Origin of the sequence: Nocardia sp. NPDC059177 (assembly GCF_042755165.1) — a bacterium.
Lineage (GTDB): Bacteria > Actinomycetota > Actinomycetes > Mycobacteriales > Mycobacteriaceae > Nocardia.
This window is the reverse complement of the sequence record NZ_JBHZBX010000010.1, coordinates 75,857-92,585: the sequence shown is the minus strand read 5'-3', so window position 1 is coordinate 92,585 and position 16,729 is coordinate 75,857. Positions and strand designations below refer to the sequence as shown.

9 protein-coding genes and 1 tRNA gene are annotated in these 16,729 nt (G+C 70.0%); 5 read left to right on the top strand and 5 right to left on the bottom strand.

Annotated elements, in window-relative coordinates; all coding sequences use genetic code 11:
* Positions 1-73: 73 nt before the first annotated feature.
* Positions 74-1,027, top strand: coding sequence for an ATP-binding cassette domain-containing protein (locus ACFXK0_RS15190; protein WP_379410822.1), 954 nt, complete (start codon positions 74-76; stop codon positions 1,025-1,027).
* Between the two features lie 20 nt (positions 1,028-1,047).
* Positions 1,048-1,806, top strand: coding sequence for an ABC transporter permease (locus ACFXK0_RS15185; protein ID WP_379410821.1), 759 nt, complete (start codon positions 1,048-1,050; stop codon positions 1,804-1,806).
* A gap of 18 nt (positions 1,807-1,824) precedes the next feature.
* Here ACFXK0_RS15185 and ACFXK0_RS15180 read toward each other — a convergent pair whose 3' ends face one another.
* Positions 1,825-3,012: a hypothetical protein gene (locus ACFXK0_RS15180; RefSeq protein WP_379410820.1), complete on the bottom strand. Its 1,188-nt coding sequence runs from the start codon at positions 3,010-3,012 to the stop codon at positions 1,825-1,827.
* A gap of 306 nt (positions 3,013-3,318) precedes the next feature.
* Here ACFXK0_RS15180 and ACFXK0_RS15175 point away from each other — a divergent pair, with 306 nt between their 5' ends.
* On the top strand, positions 3,319-3,936 hold the full coding sequence (locus ACFXK0_RS15175; protein ID WP_336083583.1) for a TetR/AcrR family transcriptional regulator: 618 nt from the start codon (positions 3,319-3,321) through the stop codon (positions 3,934-3,936).
* Positions 3,937-3,955: 19 nt separating this feature from the next.
* Here ACFXK0_RS15175 and ACFXK0_RS15170 read toward each other — a convergent pair whose 3' ends face one another.
* Both ACFXK0_RS15170 and ACFXK0_RS15165 read right to left on the bottom strand, forming a co-directional pair.
* Positions 3,956-4,393: a holo-ACP synthase gene (locus tag ACFXK0_RS15170; RefSeq protein ID WP_379410818.1), complete on the bottom strand. Its 438-nt coding sequence runs from the start codon at positions 4,391-4,393 to the stop codon at positions 3,956-3,958.
* Positions 4,394-4,404: 11 nt separating this feature from the next.
* A complete protein-coding gene (locus ACFXK0_RS15165) occupies positions 4,405-13,689 on the bottom strand; it encodes a fatty acid synthase subunit beta domain-containing protein (RefSeq protein WP_379410817.1) in 9,285 nt (3,094 codons plus the stop codon).
* Positions 13,690-14,061: 372 nt separating this feature from the next.
* Here ACFXK0_RS15165 and ACFXK0_RS15160 point away from each other — a divergent pair.
* Positions 14,062-14,143 (top strand) — tRNA-Leu (locus ACFXK0_RS15160).
* Positions 14,144-14,741: 598 nt separating this feature from the next.
* On the top strand, positions 14,742-15,560 hold the full coding sequence (locus tag ACFXK0_RS15155; RefSeq protein WP_379410815.1) for a tyrosine-type recombinase/integrase: 819 nt from the start codon (positions 14,742-14,744) through the stop codon (positions 15,558-15,560).
* Positions 15,561-15,667: 107 nt separating this feature from the next.
* Here ACFXK0_RS15155 and ACFXK0_RS15150 read toward each other — a convergent pair whose 3' ends face one another.
* Positions 15,668-16,300, bottom strand: coding sequence for a nucleotidyl transferase AbiEii/AbiGii toxin family protein (locus tag ACFXK0_RS15150; RefSeq protein ID WP_379410814.1), 633 nt, complete (start codon positions 16,298-16,300; stop codon positions 15,668-15,670).
* The gene (locus tag ACFXK0_RS15145; RefSeq protein ID WP_378918371.1) at positions 16,300-16,629 is read right to left on the bottom strand and encodes a hypothetical protein; all 330 of its coding nucleotides are present in this window, start codon (positions 16,627-16,629) and stop codon (positions 16,300-16,302) included. The genes ACFXK0_RS15150 and ACFXK0_RS15145 overlap by 1 nt, the downstream gene beginning before the upstream one ends.
* Positions 16,630-16,729: the final 100 nt, after the last annotated feature.

Genomic DNA, 16,729 nt, shown 5'->3' with positions numbered 1-16,729 from the left:
TCCCTTGCGCTTCAGAACTGCTTACTCTATAAACTAGGTTTATTACATAAACAGTTTCTCGAACGGAGAGCTCATGCCCACCGAACCCGCCCCCGCGCTCACGGTCAGCGCCCTGCGCAAGTCCTACGGCGCCCACGTCGTGCTCGACGACCTGGACCTGAGCGTTCCCGCCGGCACGGTCTTCTCCCTGCTCGGACCGAACGGCGCCGGCAAGACCACCCTGGTCCGCATCCTGGCCACACTGATCCAGCCGGACAGCGGCCGGGCCGAGGTCTTCGGCCACGATCCGGTCGGTGACGCCGATGCCGTGCGCAGGCTGATCGGCGTCACCGGTCAGTACGCCGCCGTCGACGGCGTCCTGACCGGCACCGAGAACCTGCGCATGACCGGCCGACTCCTGCATCTGGGCCGCGCGGAGACCAGGCGCCGCACCGCCGAACTCCTCGACCGCTTCGACCTCACCGACGCCGCCGACCGGCCCGTGGACACCTTTTCCGGCGGTATGCGCCGCCGGCTCGATCTCGCGATGAGCCTGATGGGCAGGCCGCGCATGGTCTTCCTGGACGAGCCGACGACCGGTCTCGACCCGCGCAGCCGCCGCGACCTGTGGACCGCGATCCGCGAACTCACCGCCGACGGCACGACGATCTTCCTCACCACCCAGTACCTGGAGGAAGCCGACCAGCTCGCCGACCGGATCGCCGTCCTCGACGGCGGACGCATCGTCGCCGACGGCACCGCCGACGAGCTCAAACGCCTGGTCCCCGGCGGGCACCTGCGCCTGCGCTTCGCCGAGCACCGGCTACTGACCGCCGCGGCCTCGGTGGTCGCCGGCGGTCACACCGATCCGGACCAGCTGACCCTGCAGGTGCCCTCGGACGGCAGCGCGACCGAGATGAAGCACCTGCTCGACCGCTTCGCCGAACTCGACATCGCCGTCGAACAGCTGACCGTGCACACCCCCGACCTCGACGACGTCTTCTTCGCCCTGACCGGTCAGCCCCGCCCGGCCGTGGCCGCGGCCTGAGCAACGAAACGAGAACTGCCATGAACGCCCTGCAAGACTCCGCCACCATGCTCGACCGCAATATCCGCCACACCCTGCGCAGTCCCGACATGATGATCATGACGGTCGCGCTGCCGGTGATCATCCTGCTGATGTTCGTCTACGTCTTCGGCGGCGCGATGAACATGGGCCGGGGCGCCTACATCGACTACGTGGTGCCCGGGATCATCCTGCTGTGCGCGGGTTTCGGCGCGTCCACCACCGCGGTCTCGCTGTCCACCGACCTGGCCGAGGGCATCATCGACCGGTTCCGCACCATGGCCATCGCCCGTTCGGCGGTGCTCACCGGACATGTCACCGAGAGCGTGCTGCGCAATCTGATCACCTCGGGGATCGTGATCGGGGTGGCGATGCTGATCGGTTTCCGGCCGACGGCCGATCCGCTGCGCTGGCTCGGCGTGGTCGGTGTGCTCGCCATGTTCATCTTCGCGCTGTCCTGGCTCGCCGCAGCGCTCGGCCTGCTCGCGCGAAACCCCGAGGCGGCCAACGGCTTCACCTTCGTATTCATGTTCCTGCCCTATGTGAGCAGCGCGTTCGTGCCCACCGAGTCGATGCCGACCTGGCTGCACGCATTCGCCGAGAACCAGCCGGTGACACCGGTGATCGAGACGATGCGCGGGCTGCTCATGGGCACGCCGATCGGCACCAGCGGCCTGCTCGCCGTGCTGTGGTGCGCGGGTATCGCCCTGGCCGGGTATCTGGGCGCCGGCGCGCTGTTCCGCCACCGCAACAGGTCCTGACAGACGCCCCCGGGCGGGTCAGTCGGCGGATTGGGACTGCGGCCCCTGCGGGGTGACGGCCTGGGCGGGCTGCATACCCATCGGGATCCCGGTGCCGGGCACGGTCGGCGCGGCGGCCGGGATCTGCGGCACGATCGGCGGCGCGGGTTCGAGCGGCAGCGGATCTTCCTGCGGCGCATCGCCGTACAGCTGGGTGGGGTAATCGAGGGGGAACTCGGCCGGGTCGACCAGCTGCGGGTTCGGCGACACCGTCTCGTACTGCGAGGTGTCCGACAGCTCCGGCACCGGGGGCACCGCACCGGTCTCGGCCGAGCCGGAGTCGGTGGTGTGCTGGATCTCGGGGACCTGCGGGGCGACCGGGCCAGCGGGCGCCGCACCGGGCTCCGAGGACACCGCGGTGTTGTCCACCGCGGGCGGCCCGCTGTTCATCACCGCGTACGACCCGCCCGCGACGAGCCCGCCGGCCAGCACACTCGCGGCCGCGGCGACCAGCGCCGTGCCCCGCTTGGACCGCGGAGTGAGCACGGCCGGCACCTCGGTCGCGTCGCCGAGGGCGACCAGCGCCGCACCCGCCGCGGGGGCGAACGGCGCCAGTCGGCACGGCAGCACCGGCACCCCGAACCCGGCGACCGCCTCGCGCACCGCGGGCGCGTCGGCCGAGGAACCGACGAGCACGACGGCGCCGGGCTTCACCGAGGCCGCGTCGAACTGATCCCAGGCCGCCGACACGCCCGCGCGCAGGGCATCGGGAGTGGGCGCGCCGGTCTGCGCGTAGGCGGCGAGGACGCGGTGGCGGCCCGCGTCGATCAGCGTCATCGCCTGGTAGCCGGGCACCGCCTCGTAGACGAGCAGGGTGTCGAACTCGTCGAGCCAGGTCATCGCGCCTGCCACGAACAGGTGCGCCGACTTCGCCGAGACCAGGGAGGCACTGCTCCAGTCGCTGGTTGCCAGCCGGGTGACGATCGCGCGCCGCTCGTTCGCGTCGCGGTAACTCACTGCCGCTCCGGCGATCTCGTACTCGTCGTCGAGTTCGGCGGCGAGCGCGTCGAGCGCGGTGTGCACCGCCGCGGCCACCTCGGCCTTGCCGTCGCCGCCGGCACGCATGGTGCGGCGCAACAGCATCCGGTCGGAGAGGGTGCCGCCCGACTCCGCGAAGGCGACCGCGTGCACGGCGCCTCGCTCGGTGCTGACGCCGAGGGTTACCACAGATCCTGGTGCCACAAGTCTTGCCTTCCCCTGTGCGAAAACTGTGCGAATCGGGTGCGGAACGCCGGCCGCGCGGGGGCCCACGTGGATGCACGCACGCTCATCTGATGATTCGTCACCGGTCACCGCCCGGATGGGTGGGATCTCACCCGATCATCGGCACATTGTTGACACGCTGTCGGTATGCGCGTGTCGGGAACGTCGGGATACCGCTAGCCTGGATGGGTGGAAGTACACGCGCAGGCCCGGTCCAAGCAGAGCCGTCCGGACCCTGCGCTGGAATTGCAGGACGATCCACAGGAACTGATGCCGCGCAAGCGGCCGACCCAGGAACGCAGCAAGCGCAAATTCGACGCGCTGTTGCAGTCGTCGCGGGAATTGCTGGTCGAGGTCGGTTTCGAATCGTTCACCTGTGAAGAGGTCGCGCAACGCGCCGAGGTGCCCATCGGCACGCTGTATCAATTCTTCGCCAACAAATACGTGATCGTCTGCGAGCTCAACCGGCAGGATCTGGTGGCGGTGTCGCGCGAGCTCGCCGATTTCCACGGCGAGGTGCCCTCGCTGGACTGGTTGCGGCACATGAACCAGTTCGTCGACCACCTGGCGAATCTGTGGACCACCGATCCCTCGCGGCGCGAGGTGTGGCTGGCCATGCAGTCGACCCCGTCGACGCGGGCCACCGGCGCGCTGCACGAGAAGGAATTCGCCGAGGTGGTCTCGCAGATGCTGCGGCCACTGACCCCGCGCACGCCGCGCGCCCGGCGCACGATGATGGCCGAGGTACTCGTGCACGTCGTGTATTCGATGCTGAATTTCTCGGTCCAGGACGAGCAGTCCAATGCCGACGCCGTCGCCGAACTCAAGCGCCTCATGGTCGCTTATCTCCTTGTCGCAGAAAAGGAATCGCGGACCGCCCAGGAGTGACGGTCCGCGATCGGTAGAACTAGCGAGTGGTTTCGCGCCCTTCGATGAGGTCGGCCAGTTCGCCGGGGTCTTCCAGTACCACCATCGCCGCGGCGGTGTCGCCGTCGTGGGTCAGCGACAGGTGGACCCGCACGCGTGGCAGGAATTCCGCGGCCAGGCCGTGCAATTTGATGCTCGGCCTGCCCCAGGCGTCGTTGACCACTTCGATCAGCGGATACGGGTTGTCGCCGATCTGCGGGCTGCGCGCGAAGCGAGACGATGCCCAGGCCTTGAGCACCGCCTCCTTCGCGGCCCAGCGTGCGGCGAAGCTGCGGGCCGGGTCCGTCTGCTTGCTCTGGCAGTAGCGGCGTTCACCAGCGGTGAAGCTCTCCCTGAGCATCGTCGTCCCCGACCGTTCCAGCTGCTCGGCGAACTCGGAGATGGTGACCAAGTCCAAACCGATTCCGAGAATCGTCACGAAGCGGCAGCCTACGACGCTTCGCCCGACTGCGGAGCCGAACCGACCTGGTACACACCCGCGCCGTCGAGGCGGGCCTGCGGCGAGAGCAGCATGTCGGCCTCGAGCTGGCGAATCTGCTTGGCCGGGGTGCCGTCGGCGCCCAGGCGGCGATCGGCCGGCCGCTCGTAGAGCGCCGCGCCGCCACACATGGCCTCGGCGAAACGCTGCCTGCCCGCGAGCTGACGCGCCTGCGCCCGCTCCTGGTAGTCCGCCCGCGCACCCGGCTCGATCGCCGCCAGGAACGCCTGCGGATGCACCACCGCGAGCAGCCCGGACACGTGCCCGAAGCCGAGCGAAGTCACCAGGCCCGCCTTCAGCGCGAACTTGTCCCCGAAGCGCAGCGGCTCGCGCGCCCACACCAGGTGCGGGTAAGCCTGCATCTTCTCGTCGACGCAGTCCAGGCTCCGGTTCGGCGGCACCACACCGTTTTCCAGCACCTGGCACAGGCCGATGAGCTGGAAGGCCGCCGCGCCGCCCTTGGCGTGACCGGTGAGGCTCTTCTGCGAGACCACGAACAGCGGTGCGCCCTCGGTACGGCCCAGCGCGCCGGCGAGCCGCTCGTGCAGCTCCGACTCGTTGGGATCGTTGGCCGCGGTGGAGGTGTCGTGCTTGGAGATCACCGCGATGTCGTCCGGGGTGACACCGAGCTTGCGCAGTTCGGCGGCCAGCCGCGAACCACTGCCGCCACGACCCGCACCCAGTGCGCCGAGACCCGGCGCGGGGATGGAGGTGTGCACGCCGTCGGCGAAGGACTGCGCGAAGGCGACCACACCGAGCACCGGCAGACCCATCTGCACGGCCACGTCACCACGGGCCAGCAGCACGGTGCCGCCACCTTGGGATTCCACGAACCCGCCGCGACGGCGGTCGTTGGCGCGGGAGAAGTACCGGTCGCTGATGCCCTTGGCGCGCATGGCCGCCGAGTCCGCGGTGGCCGACATGTCACCGAAGCCGACGATGCCCTCGATACCGAGATCGTCGAAACCGCCGGCGACCACGACCTCGGCCTTGCCGAGCCGGATCTTGTCGACGCCTTCCTCCACCGACACCGCCGCCGTGGCGCACGCCGCGACCGGGTGCACCATGGCGCCGTAGCTGCCGACATAGGACTGCACCACGTGCGCCAGCGCGACGTTGGGCAGCGCCTCCTGCAGGATGTCGTTCGGGCGCGGTTCGCCGAGCAGGTTGTCGACGTAGAGCGAGCGCATCGAGGACATGCCACCCATACCGGTGCCCTGGGTGTTGGCCACCAGGCTCGGGTGCACCCAGCTCATCAGCTCGTCGGGGCTGAAGCCGGCGCCGACGAACGCGTCCACGGTGCAGACGATGTTCCACAGCGCGACCCGGTCCACCGAGGCCGCCATGTCGGCCGAGACGCCCCAGATGGTGGGATCCCAGCCGGTCGGGATCTGGCCGCCGACGACGCGGGAGAGCTTCGCCTTGCGCGGCACGCGGATCTCGGTGCCCGCCTTGCGTGTCACCGTCCAGTCGGCCGAATCGGCGACCGGGGTGATCACCGTGTGCTCCGGGTCGGCGGTGTGGAAGGCGCGGGCCTCGGCCTCGTTGGCGACGGTGAAGCTCAGGTCCTGGTCGAGGAAGACCGAGGTGAGCAGCGGTGCCGCGTTGTCGAGCATGGCGCCGTCGTCTTCGTAGCGGCGCACACCGCAGCGCTCGACGACGGTGTCGTGGTAGCGCTCGGCCAGCTCCGACTCCGGCACCAGGTCCCCGGATTCGGTGTCGTACCAGCCCGGCTTCGGGTCGTTCTCCCAGCGGATCAGACCGGTGGTCCAGGCCAGTTCGAGCACACCGGCGGCGGAGAGCTGATCCTCCACCTCCATCTCGAACCGGGTCCGCGAGGAGCCGTACGGGCCGAGTTCGGCCGCGCCGACGATGACGACCATGTCGGCGAGATCGGCGGTGACCGCACCCCATTCCGGCACCGGCAGTGCCGAGCTCAGGGTGGGCGGTGCGGGCAGCGCGGCGATGGTGGCGGCGGTGGCCGCCTCCTGCTCGCTCGCCGCCGCGGCTTCCTGGGCCTGCTTGGCCAGCGCGGGCAGGTCCAGCTTGGCGCGGGCCAGGCCACCGGTGAGGTCGATCTGCTGTGGGCCGGTGATGGTCACCTGACGAGCCCGCGAGGTGCACCACTTGAGCAGCTCGGTGGCCATCTCGGTGGTCGACCAGGTCTGCACGCCCGCCTTCTCGGCCGCCTCGACCACCGGGTCGTTGTGGCCCATCAGCCCGGTGCCGCGCACCCAGCCGATCAGCGCGTGCACCATGGTCACCCGGGCGGCCCAGGACTTCTCGGCGCGCCAGCGGGTGACCACCGCGTCGAGCGCGGCCTTGGACTCGCCGTAGGCGCCGTCGCCGCCGAACAGGCCACGGTTGGGCGAACCCGGCAGCACCACATGCAGTTTCGCGTCCACGTCGTGGTCGGCGCCGAGGGCGGACAGGCCGCCGATCAGCCGTTCCACCGACCACAGCAGGACCCGCATCTCCATTTCGGCGCGCGCACCGGCGTCGGCGAGGTCACCGGCGACGCGCGGTGCCGCGAACGGCAGCAGCAGCGTCGGGGTCATCGCGTCCTTGGTCTTGATCTTGGCGCCACCGGCATTGTCGACCTGCTCGGTGCCGACCCACTCGATCAGGGCGTCGAGATCCTGGTAGGAGGCCATGTTCGCCGGGACCACCCACAGCGCCGCGCCGTGGCGGGCGTTGTCGCGGTAGAGCGAGCGGTAGAACTTCAGCCGCTCGTCGTCGAGCTTGGAGGTGGTGACCACGACCGTGGCGCCACCGGCGAGCAGCTTGCCGGTGACCGCGGCCGCGATGGAACCCTTGCTGGCGCCGGTGATCACGGCGGTGTCGTCGGACCACAGGCCGGGCTCGGCGGTGTCCAGTGCGGCGTCGGCGATCTGGCCGTAGACCCCGGCCAGCACCGAACGGGCCTCGTGCATGGCCCGCTGACGCCACCAGTTGGCCTGCGCGGCAACGGCTTCGCCCGCACCCAGGTAGCCGGTGAGCGGCTGTTCGGCGGTGACGGCGTCGTCACCGAGCCACATCTTCGCCAGGTCCTCGCGGGCGGTGGCCCAGCGGTCGTCGATCAGGACGGCCTTGCGGGCGTCGAACGCCGGCGCGACCAGCCGCGGCCAGTCCGCGCCGAGCTCGGCCGACACCAGGTCGACGAGGGTGTCCGGGGTGGCCTCCGGCGCGCTGACCTGCTCGCTGAGCCCGAGCTGTTCGAGCACGACCCGCGCCGCGGTGGCGAGCACGCCGTCGCGCCCGGTGATCTGCTCGGTGAACTCACCCAGCGCGGCCGCGTCGACGGTGCCGCCGGACGCGCCACCCGCGCTGGGCAGCGAGACCGCGACCCCGCGCCGGGCGGCCACGGCCTGCACGGCCGCGTCGATGGCGGCGTCGACCGAAGCCGCGTCGCTGAGCGCGCCGCCGACCAGTCCGCCGAGATCGCCGCCGCGCACGCTGGCGCCCTCACGGGTGCCGAGGGAGACCTCGGCGGTGACGTGGCTGGCCCAACCGTCGCCGAGCTCCCAGGTCTTCTTGACCCGGTCGGCGATGGCCGCGGGCCGCTTGCCGGACGGACCGAAGACCTTGCGCAGGTGATCGCCGATGGCATCGGTGAGCACGGTGCCGAACGGCTTGTAGGTGCGGGCCAGCCGTTCGACGGTGCCCGCCAGCGCGCCCATGTCGGCATCGGCGGCGCCGTCGATGGCGCCCAGCGACAGCTCGGCGCCGAGGTCGACCAGCAGCTGGTTGCGTCGCGAGGAGACACCGTCGCAGAGGCCTTCGATGGTGTCGACCGGGCCGATCTGGTCCAGGCGCAGCTTTGTCCACAGCGCGATGAGCACGCGGGTGGCGTCGGCGGCGCTGAAGACGATGTCGTCGGGGCGCGGACCGCCGGTGGCGACCGGTGCGGCCGCGGCGACCGGGGCCGCGGCGGGCGCGGTGGTCTCGGCGGCGGGCGCTTCGTCGATGTCGTCCTCGACCGGCGCGGGATCGGTGTCGGTGGCGTAGACGACCGCGGCATCGCGCTCGACATTGACCACCTCGACGGTGGCCGACCCGAACGCGGGCAGCTTCAGCGTCTGCGCGGCCAGGTTCGCCACCGTCGGGGTGGCGCCGAGGCCGATCTCGACGAAGCGCTCCACGCCGAGACCGCCGTGCGCGGTGTCGGAGAACAGCAGGTCCTGGGTTTCGATCCAGCGCACCGGGCTGGCGAACTGCCAGGCCAGCAGCTCGATCAGCACCACCCGGCACAGTTCGGCCGAGCGCTGCGCCCAGCTGTCGAACTCGGCCAGCACAGCTCGCAGCGGCTCCGAGGGCACGAGTTCGGCGATCTCGGTGAGGAATTCGCGGCTCAGCGAGAACGGCCGCGGCACCAGGTTCGGGATGTAGCGTCCGACCAGCACCGCCGGGTCGATCTCGGTCGGCAGCAGCTGCTCGAGCTTGTGCCGGAACTCCGGGACGCCGTCGCGCAGCACCGAGGAGTGGAACGGCACATCGATGCCGGGCACCAGGATGAACGCCCGCTTGCCACCGAATTCCTCGCGGCGCCGGTCGATCTCGGTTTCGAGGGCCTCGAGGCCGGCGACCGTGCCCGCGATGGCGTACTGCGAGCCGCGCAGGTTCAGGTTCACCACCTCGAGGAATTCCCCGGCGGCCGCGCCGACCCCGGCGACGAAGTCGACGACCTCGGCGTCGGGCAGGCCGAGCTGCGACGGGCGGATGGCGGCCATCCGGTAGTCGCTGCGGCCCTGGGAGTCACGCGGGACCAGCTCGTGCATGGCCGAACCACGCTGGAACACCACCTCGAGCACGGCTTCCAGCGGCAGCACCCCGGCGACGGCGGCGAGCGCGTTGTACTCACCGACCGAGTGACCGGCCAGCATCGCGCCCTCGACGAAGGCGCCCGCTTCGCGCAGCTCGGCGACCTGGGCGACACCGAGGGTCGCCATGGCGACCTGGGTGAACTGGGTCAGGTGCAGCACGCCGTCCGGGTGCCGGTGTTCGACACCGCGCGCCTTGAGGTAGGTCGGGTTGTCGCGCACCACCGCCAGGATCGAGAAACCGAGGGCTTCGCGGGTGTGCGCGTCGGCCCGCTCCCACACCTGCTTGGCCGCCTTCGAGCGGGTCAGCGCGTCCAGACCCATCCCCTTGCGCTGGATGCCCTGGCCCGGGAAGGCGTAGACGGTCTTCGGGGCGGCGGTGCGCCCGGTCGCGGTCATGACCAGGTCACCGTCGACCCGGCAGGAGACCTCGACGATCTCGCTGCCCGCGTCCACCGCGATCCGCTCCACCCGCACGTCCACGGTCGCGCCGGGACGCACCATGCCGAGGAACCTGGTGGTCCAGGCGGTGAGTGTGCGTGCGGGAACGGAGCTTTCGGGATCCACCGCGACGACCGCGTGCTGGGCGGCGGCCGAGAGCCACATGCCGTGCACGATCGGGCTGCCCAGCCCGGCCAGTGCGGCGGCCGCCTCGGAGGTGTGGATCGGGTTGTGGTCGCCGGAGACGGCGGCGAAGGCGTGCATGGCGCGCGGGGCGGTCATGGTGACGTCACGACGACGGCGACGCGGGGTGTCGGTGGCGGCCTCGGACACCGCACCGGCCGCGCGCGGCGGATCGGTGAGCTCGCCCGCGCCGTTGCGGCCACGGATGGCGAAGCGCTCGACGAGCCGGGCCAGCGGGGTGGCGTCCAGGCCCTGATCGAGGATCAGGCCCACCGAGACGGCCACCTCGACGACGCGGCCCATATCGGTGTCGACGACCTCGCCGCCTTCGGCCCGCACGACCAGAATGCTGGTCTCGGAAGGCAGTTCGCTCAGCAGCTCGATCTGGTGATCCAGGTGGACCAGGTCCAGCATGCCTTCGATCACCGAACCGCCCGCCGGGGTGCGCGCCGCGCCCAGCACCGCGAACACCGCGGGCCAGCAGGCGCCGACGAGCACGTCGGGCGCGGTGCGGCCGAGGGTGCTCAGTGTCGCGGGCAGACCGGAGCCGGTGACTCCCGCGTGGTCGGCGACCAGATCGGGCATCCAGGCCAGGTTCAGGTGCGCCACACCGGCTTTCACCTCGGGCAGCGCCTGCCCGGCGGCCACGCCGAGCAGCGCCGACATGGCTGCCTCGGCATCGGCTTCGGTGATCACCGGCGCGCCACCGGAGTACACGCTCACCGGCACGGTGATCCGGATCGTCACCGCGTCCTTGCCGAGCAACGGCACCGACAGCTCCACATAGCTGAATTCGGCTTCGGGACCGGTGGTTTCGGTGAGGGTGGCGCCGGTGCGCTGATGCACCGCGCTCCCCTGCGTCACGGTCCACTCGGCGGTGCCGCCGAGGCGATGCACCGGGTTGACGGTGGTGCGTCCGGCCCACTGCACATCGGGCGCGGCCAGCACGGTGTCGATCGCACCCGTGGCCACCCCGGCCACGCGGCGCGCGTCCCGCAGCGCGGGCTCCTGGCCCGCGGCGACCAGCGTGTCGGCGGTGTCGCGCTCGAAGCGGTCGAGCAGCTCGCCCACCGGCTCGTCGACCCGGGTGATCCCGGCGACGGCCACAGTGCCCGGGATGACGCACACCTGATCGGCCGAGTAGCGCGGATCGTGGGCCTGCCACAGCGAATCCGAGCGCCACCAGCGCCGCACGTCCGCGTCGACGACGGGCACGAAGTTCACCGGCTTGCCCGGCGTCTTGCACAGCGAGACGAAGAACGGCACGTCGGCGGGGTGCAGCACGGTGTCGGCGACCGCCGGGTACTGCTTCTTCAGCGTGCACAGAGCCTGTACCGGGTGCTCGAACTCGGCGTCGTCGGCGAACAGCGTCTCGATCTCGCCGCTGTCGGCCGGGTGCAGCCGGGATTCGGTGCGGCGCATCATTTCCGCGAACCGGTCGCGCCAGCTGATGTCGAGCCAGTCCGAGCGGGTGGCGTCGATGATCGCGTCGCCGATATCACTGCCGCAGTCGAACGAGATCGGGACATCGCTCGACACCGCCAGCGAGACATAGCGTTCCAGCCACTGCTGGTAGGTCATGGTGGCGACATCGCCGAAGTACGGCTTGGCGGTGGCGTCGAGCGCGGCGATGATCTCGTCGCGGCGGCGCGCCACGGCCTCGGCGTCGCCGGCGACCTCGTCGAGCAGGCGGCCGGTGCGCGAGGCGGCATTGTCGATCTCGTGGATGTCGGCGCCGAGCTGGCTGCGACCCGAGGCCATCCCGCCGCTCGCGGTGCCGGCGCCGACCCAGTCGGGGGTGCCGGGGGTGTCGACGAGCAGCTGCTTCACCTCGGGCGCGGTGGTCGCCTCGAGGGTGGCCATCGCGGCGGTGCCGACGAGCACACCGTCCAGCGGCATCACCGGGTAGCCGTGGCGGGTGGCCCAGGCGCCGGTGAGGTAGTCGGTGGCGCGCTCGGGGGTGCCGATGCCGCCGCCGACGCAGACCACCACATTGTCGTGGCCGCGCAGCTCGGAGTAGGTGGCCAGCAGCAGGTCGTCGAGGTCTTCCCAGGAGTGGTGACCGCCGGCCTTGCCGCCCTCGATGTGCATGATGACCGGGTAGTCCGGTACGGCGTCGGCGATGCGCAGCACCGCGCGGATCTGCGCGACGGTGCCCGGCTTGAACGCGACATGGCTGATGCCCGCGTCGCCGAGCTCACCGATCAGCGCGACGGCCTCGTCGAGCTCGGGGATGCCCGCGGTGACGATCACGCCGTCGAGCGGCGCGCCGGCCGCGCGGGCCTTCTGCACCAGGCGCTTGCCGCCCAGCTGCAGCTTCCACAGGTACGGGTCGAGGAACAGCGAGTTGAACTGCACCGCGCGGCCCGGCTGCAGCAGCCGGCGCAGCTCGGTCATCCGGTCGGCGAAGATCTGCTCGGTGACCTGGCCGCCGCCGGCCAGCTCGGCCCAGTGGCCCGCATTGGCCGCCGCGGCGACGATCTTCGCGTCGACGGTGGTCGGGGTCATGCCGGCGAGCAGGATCGGCGAGCGGCCGGTGAGCTTGGTGAACGCGGTCTCCACCACCACCCGGCCGTTGGGCAGGCGCACCGGCTTCGGCGCGAAAGCCGACCACGGCGTCGATGGTTCGGGCGCGGCACCCGGGGTGAGCAGGCTGCGCTGGCCCGCGCGGGTGGCGGCGGCGATCACGCCGACACCGGTGCCTTTCAGCGAACCGCCGGTGACCCGCGAGAGCAGGTCGCCCGGGCCCAGTTCCAGAATCCACTGCGCGCCCGCGCCGACGACGGCGTCCACGGTCGCGACCCAGTCGATCGGATCGACGAGCACCTGCTGGGCGAGACCGGCGGCGAACTCCGCGTCCAGCTCGCACTGCCGCGCCCAGCCGGCCACCAGCTCGACGGTCTCGGCCAGCGCGGGGTGATGGAAGGCGACGTCGACCGGGATGTCCTCGAACACCGGCGCGAACACCGCACCGCCACGCGCCTTGCTCTCCCGCTCCCGGGTCTGCTCGTCGTGCAGTTCCGCGCAACGCGCCCGCACCCGATCGAGCTGCGCGGGCGCACCCGAGAGCACGACGCGGCGACGGCCGTTGCGGATCGACAGCACGGCGGCGAGCGCGGGGTCGACACCCTCGCCGACCTCGGCCACGATCGCGCGCAGCTCCTCGGGATCGACATTCGACACCGCGACCATCGGCGACCGGTCACCGACCGGCATCAGGCCACGCCGGCGCGCGACCAGCCCGGCCGCGGCACCGACGAGCTGGGCGATCGCCAGCATTTCCGCATCGCGCGCACCGCCTGCCTCGACCGCGGCGGCGGCGAAGAGCCCCTGCGAATGCCCGATCACCGCGACCGGCGCGTTCTCGGCCGGATCCAGGCCCTGCAGCCGCAGTGCCCTGGTCGCGGCGAGCTGGGTCAGCAGCACGCCGGGCATGGAGACCGCCGCCGCGCGCAGCACCGCGTCCGCGGGCGCCGAGGACGGCTCCTCCGGCTCGTCCAGCTCGCTCTCCAGCACCCAGCCCATGGGATCGAAGCCACTGGGCCGCACCACCAGCAACTGCGCCGCAACCGGTTCGATCAGTGCCGCGGCCTCGTGCACCAGCGCGGCCAGCTCGGCCTCGAGCGCACTGTCGCGACCGATCTCCTCGAGCTCGCGCAGCCACTGCGCACCCTGCCCACCGAACGCCAACGCGTATCCCACCCCGTTGCGCAGCTGCTCCAGCAGCGCCACCCGGGCACCCAAGACCTGCCCGGATCCCGTTCCGAGTTCGGTGCTCTCGTTGATCGTCAAGACGCTCGACTTCCTTCTCCTGGCATTCCGCCCACCGACGGCACGCGCACGTATCCGGCAGCCCTTCGGGCCTGTTGCGAGCCACGATCGCACAAAATCATGAGGAAAGCCTCACGTTTCCCGCCGCCCAGCCAGCTACTCCCGGGTATTTCTGTACGCCCGTACCATTTCAATCTGAAACATGACCCTCCCTCACGTTTGAACCCGCAGGTGAGGGCGCTCGGACTGGATGCGAAACATGAGTGCCCCTCACATTGGGGTTTACCAAATCGTTATAACCCCAGGTCGTGTTACCGACCGGTACGCCACGCCGCCACCACGCTTCGCGTAGCCGGAATTGCCCGGTAGAGTTTGGACGGTCGTACACATCCAGCGCGAGTGGCGAAATTGGCAGACGCGCCAGATTTAGGTTCTGGTGTCCACGGACGTAGGGGTTCAAGTCCCCTCTCGCGCACAGATTCACGGTAGATCTGCCGCATTCACGTGCCGTGTGTTCGAGCGCACTCGAACACACGGAGGTGACCTGGGAAATGCGCTCCCACCTGCACGAACTCCTGGCAGATTTGCCAGGATCGACCATCCCTGCCCCTGCCGGACCGCGCACACGGCGCGATCGGGGGCAGCGATGATCCCCCCGTTGATTCCCCCGCAGGCGCCACTGGAACAGCTGATCCGTGGCCCACTGCCGAAGCCGCCGGGACCCGACCCGATCCCCGACGACGACGTGCTGTTCGGCATATCGACGGTCGGCGACGCCGGCAGAGTCCTGGACCGATACGTGATGACCGCACTCGGCTGGCTGCCCGGGACACGCCTGGGGATACGCACCCTGGACGACCTCCTGCTCGTCAGCGAAGCCGCCGACGGTCCGGTCCACGTCACCGCCGACCGCTACTTCCGCATCCCGTACCGGCAGCGCCGCCGAGTCGGCCTCCTCATCGGCCAGCGCGTCCTGCTCACCGGACGCCGCAGCCGCAGACAGCTCCTGATCCATCCGCCATCCCAACGGGCAGGGTCCTGGCCACCCAACTCGCCCTGCTGGCCGGTGACCCGTGGTCGTCCCGAACGCGGTCGCCACGACGAGCGACACGATCGCCGCCGCGCGCCTGCTACTCACGCAGATGGGACTGTCGCCCGCAGACCTCGTGACTCCCGCCACCTCCGTGCCGACGTTCGCCGAAATCGTCCCGGCGGTCCGCGCGATCCGCACCACTGCCCGCACCAACCGGGCCTCTCGCGGAGGCACCAGCGCCGTCGAACACTTCATCTCCACCGTCCGCTGTGTCTACCGGTACGCCGAAGATCGAGGATGGATACGTGCCAGCGGCAACCCCGCCCGGCAACTCGCGTTTCCCGCACGCCGCAAATCCCACCGCTACGCGATCCCGTCGGACCAACTCACCGAGATCTGCCGAGTCGCCGCCACCACTGGCAACGATCCCGACCTGGACTCCCTGATCCTGCGCCTTCACCTCGAAACAGTCTGTCGCCGAGCCGGAGCCCTCTCACTCCGCCCACACGACCTCGACATCTCACGATGCCTGGTCTTCCTCCGCGAGAAGGACGGAACCGACCGCTGGCAACCGGTCTCCCCCACGCTGATGAGCCATCTCGTCGCTCACGGCCACGGGCGCCACAGTCCTCAATCCGGGCAACTCCGATACCGGAACGGTAAGCCCATCACCCATCGACGCTACGACCACATCTGGCACCGCCTCGGCCTCGAACTCCCGTGGGTCGCCACTCAAGGCGTCACCACACACTGGCTGAGGCACACCACTCTGACCTGGGTCGAGCGCACCTTCAGCTACGCCGTCGCCCGGGAATACGCCGGGCAGGCAAAACCGGCGGCACCACCGCGACCTACGTGAAAGCCGACCTGTTCGAAATCGCCGCCGCCCTGTCAGCCCGACACAGGAAGCACACCCGCTACTTCTCGCAGACAACAACATCGACCCTGGCATCAGGCGGTAACTCGTCAGGACAGCAGATCAGATTCCCAGTCGGCGAAGCGATCCCGCATCGCAGCGATGTCAGCGACGGCGACGCCGTAGGGCGTGAAGTCGCGGTCGGGGATCTGCCGGAGGTAGGACAGCGATTCGGCGAACATGCTCCGGTCGAAGCCTGGATTATGTTCCGACGCAACGATAAGGAGGGCCTCACGCGTGTAGCGTTCACTGACCAAGATGGCGTCGATATCGAGATAGTCACGCGGAGCCCAGCGATTGAACAGCGCATCCATCTTCCCGGCCACCGCGTCATCGGGATGCAAGACCGGCCCGACTTCGAGCAGAACGGGTGACTTGGACCGCCAAAACACTCCGAGATCCACCTTGGCTACGTACCCCTCGGCGAAAGAAACCGTCAACTGCACTAGGTCAGGTGTGCGGCGCACAAACGAAACATCGAGACCCGCCTCGAGGAAGGCCGCGGCGACGTCATCAGCGACCTCGCCAGGGCTTCCTCGCCGATCGGAGAACAGATCGACATCCTCGGACGGCCGCGAACCCATCCCGTGCAACGCCACCGCATGACCACCACCGAGCACGAACCCACGGTTACCAACGGTGCGAAGTGCGATGCGGGCCAGCTCGAGTTGACGCTGATCCATCAGGCAGCCGCGCGCAGCTGCGGGAACTGCTGCTCCCACAGCGCGCGCACTTGTCGCGCCGGACGCATTTGCGCCCAAATCACGGCAAGTAGCCGCCCACTGACCAGTTCACGCAGGTGACGGCCGGTGCCCTCTTCCAAGACGATCTTGTACACCGCAGTGCGGTCGTATGAATCGTCCAGGTCGAACTCGGTTCGACCACCCCACGCCAACTCCGTCGGCAGCCGCAACACCCCATGTTCAGGCCCACGCAGATCCGCCAAGGAGTCAACGACCTCATACGGCTTGACCTCGGCAAAACTGAACGGCGTACCGGGATGATCGGACATACCACCAGTCTGCCCGACGGCTCGAGGTAGGTAAACCGCGGCACGGTCTAGCGGTAGGTCTCGGCACCGCGGCGTAGGCGATCAACACCTCGCCGACATC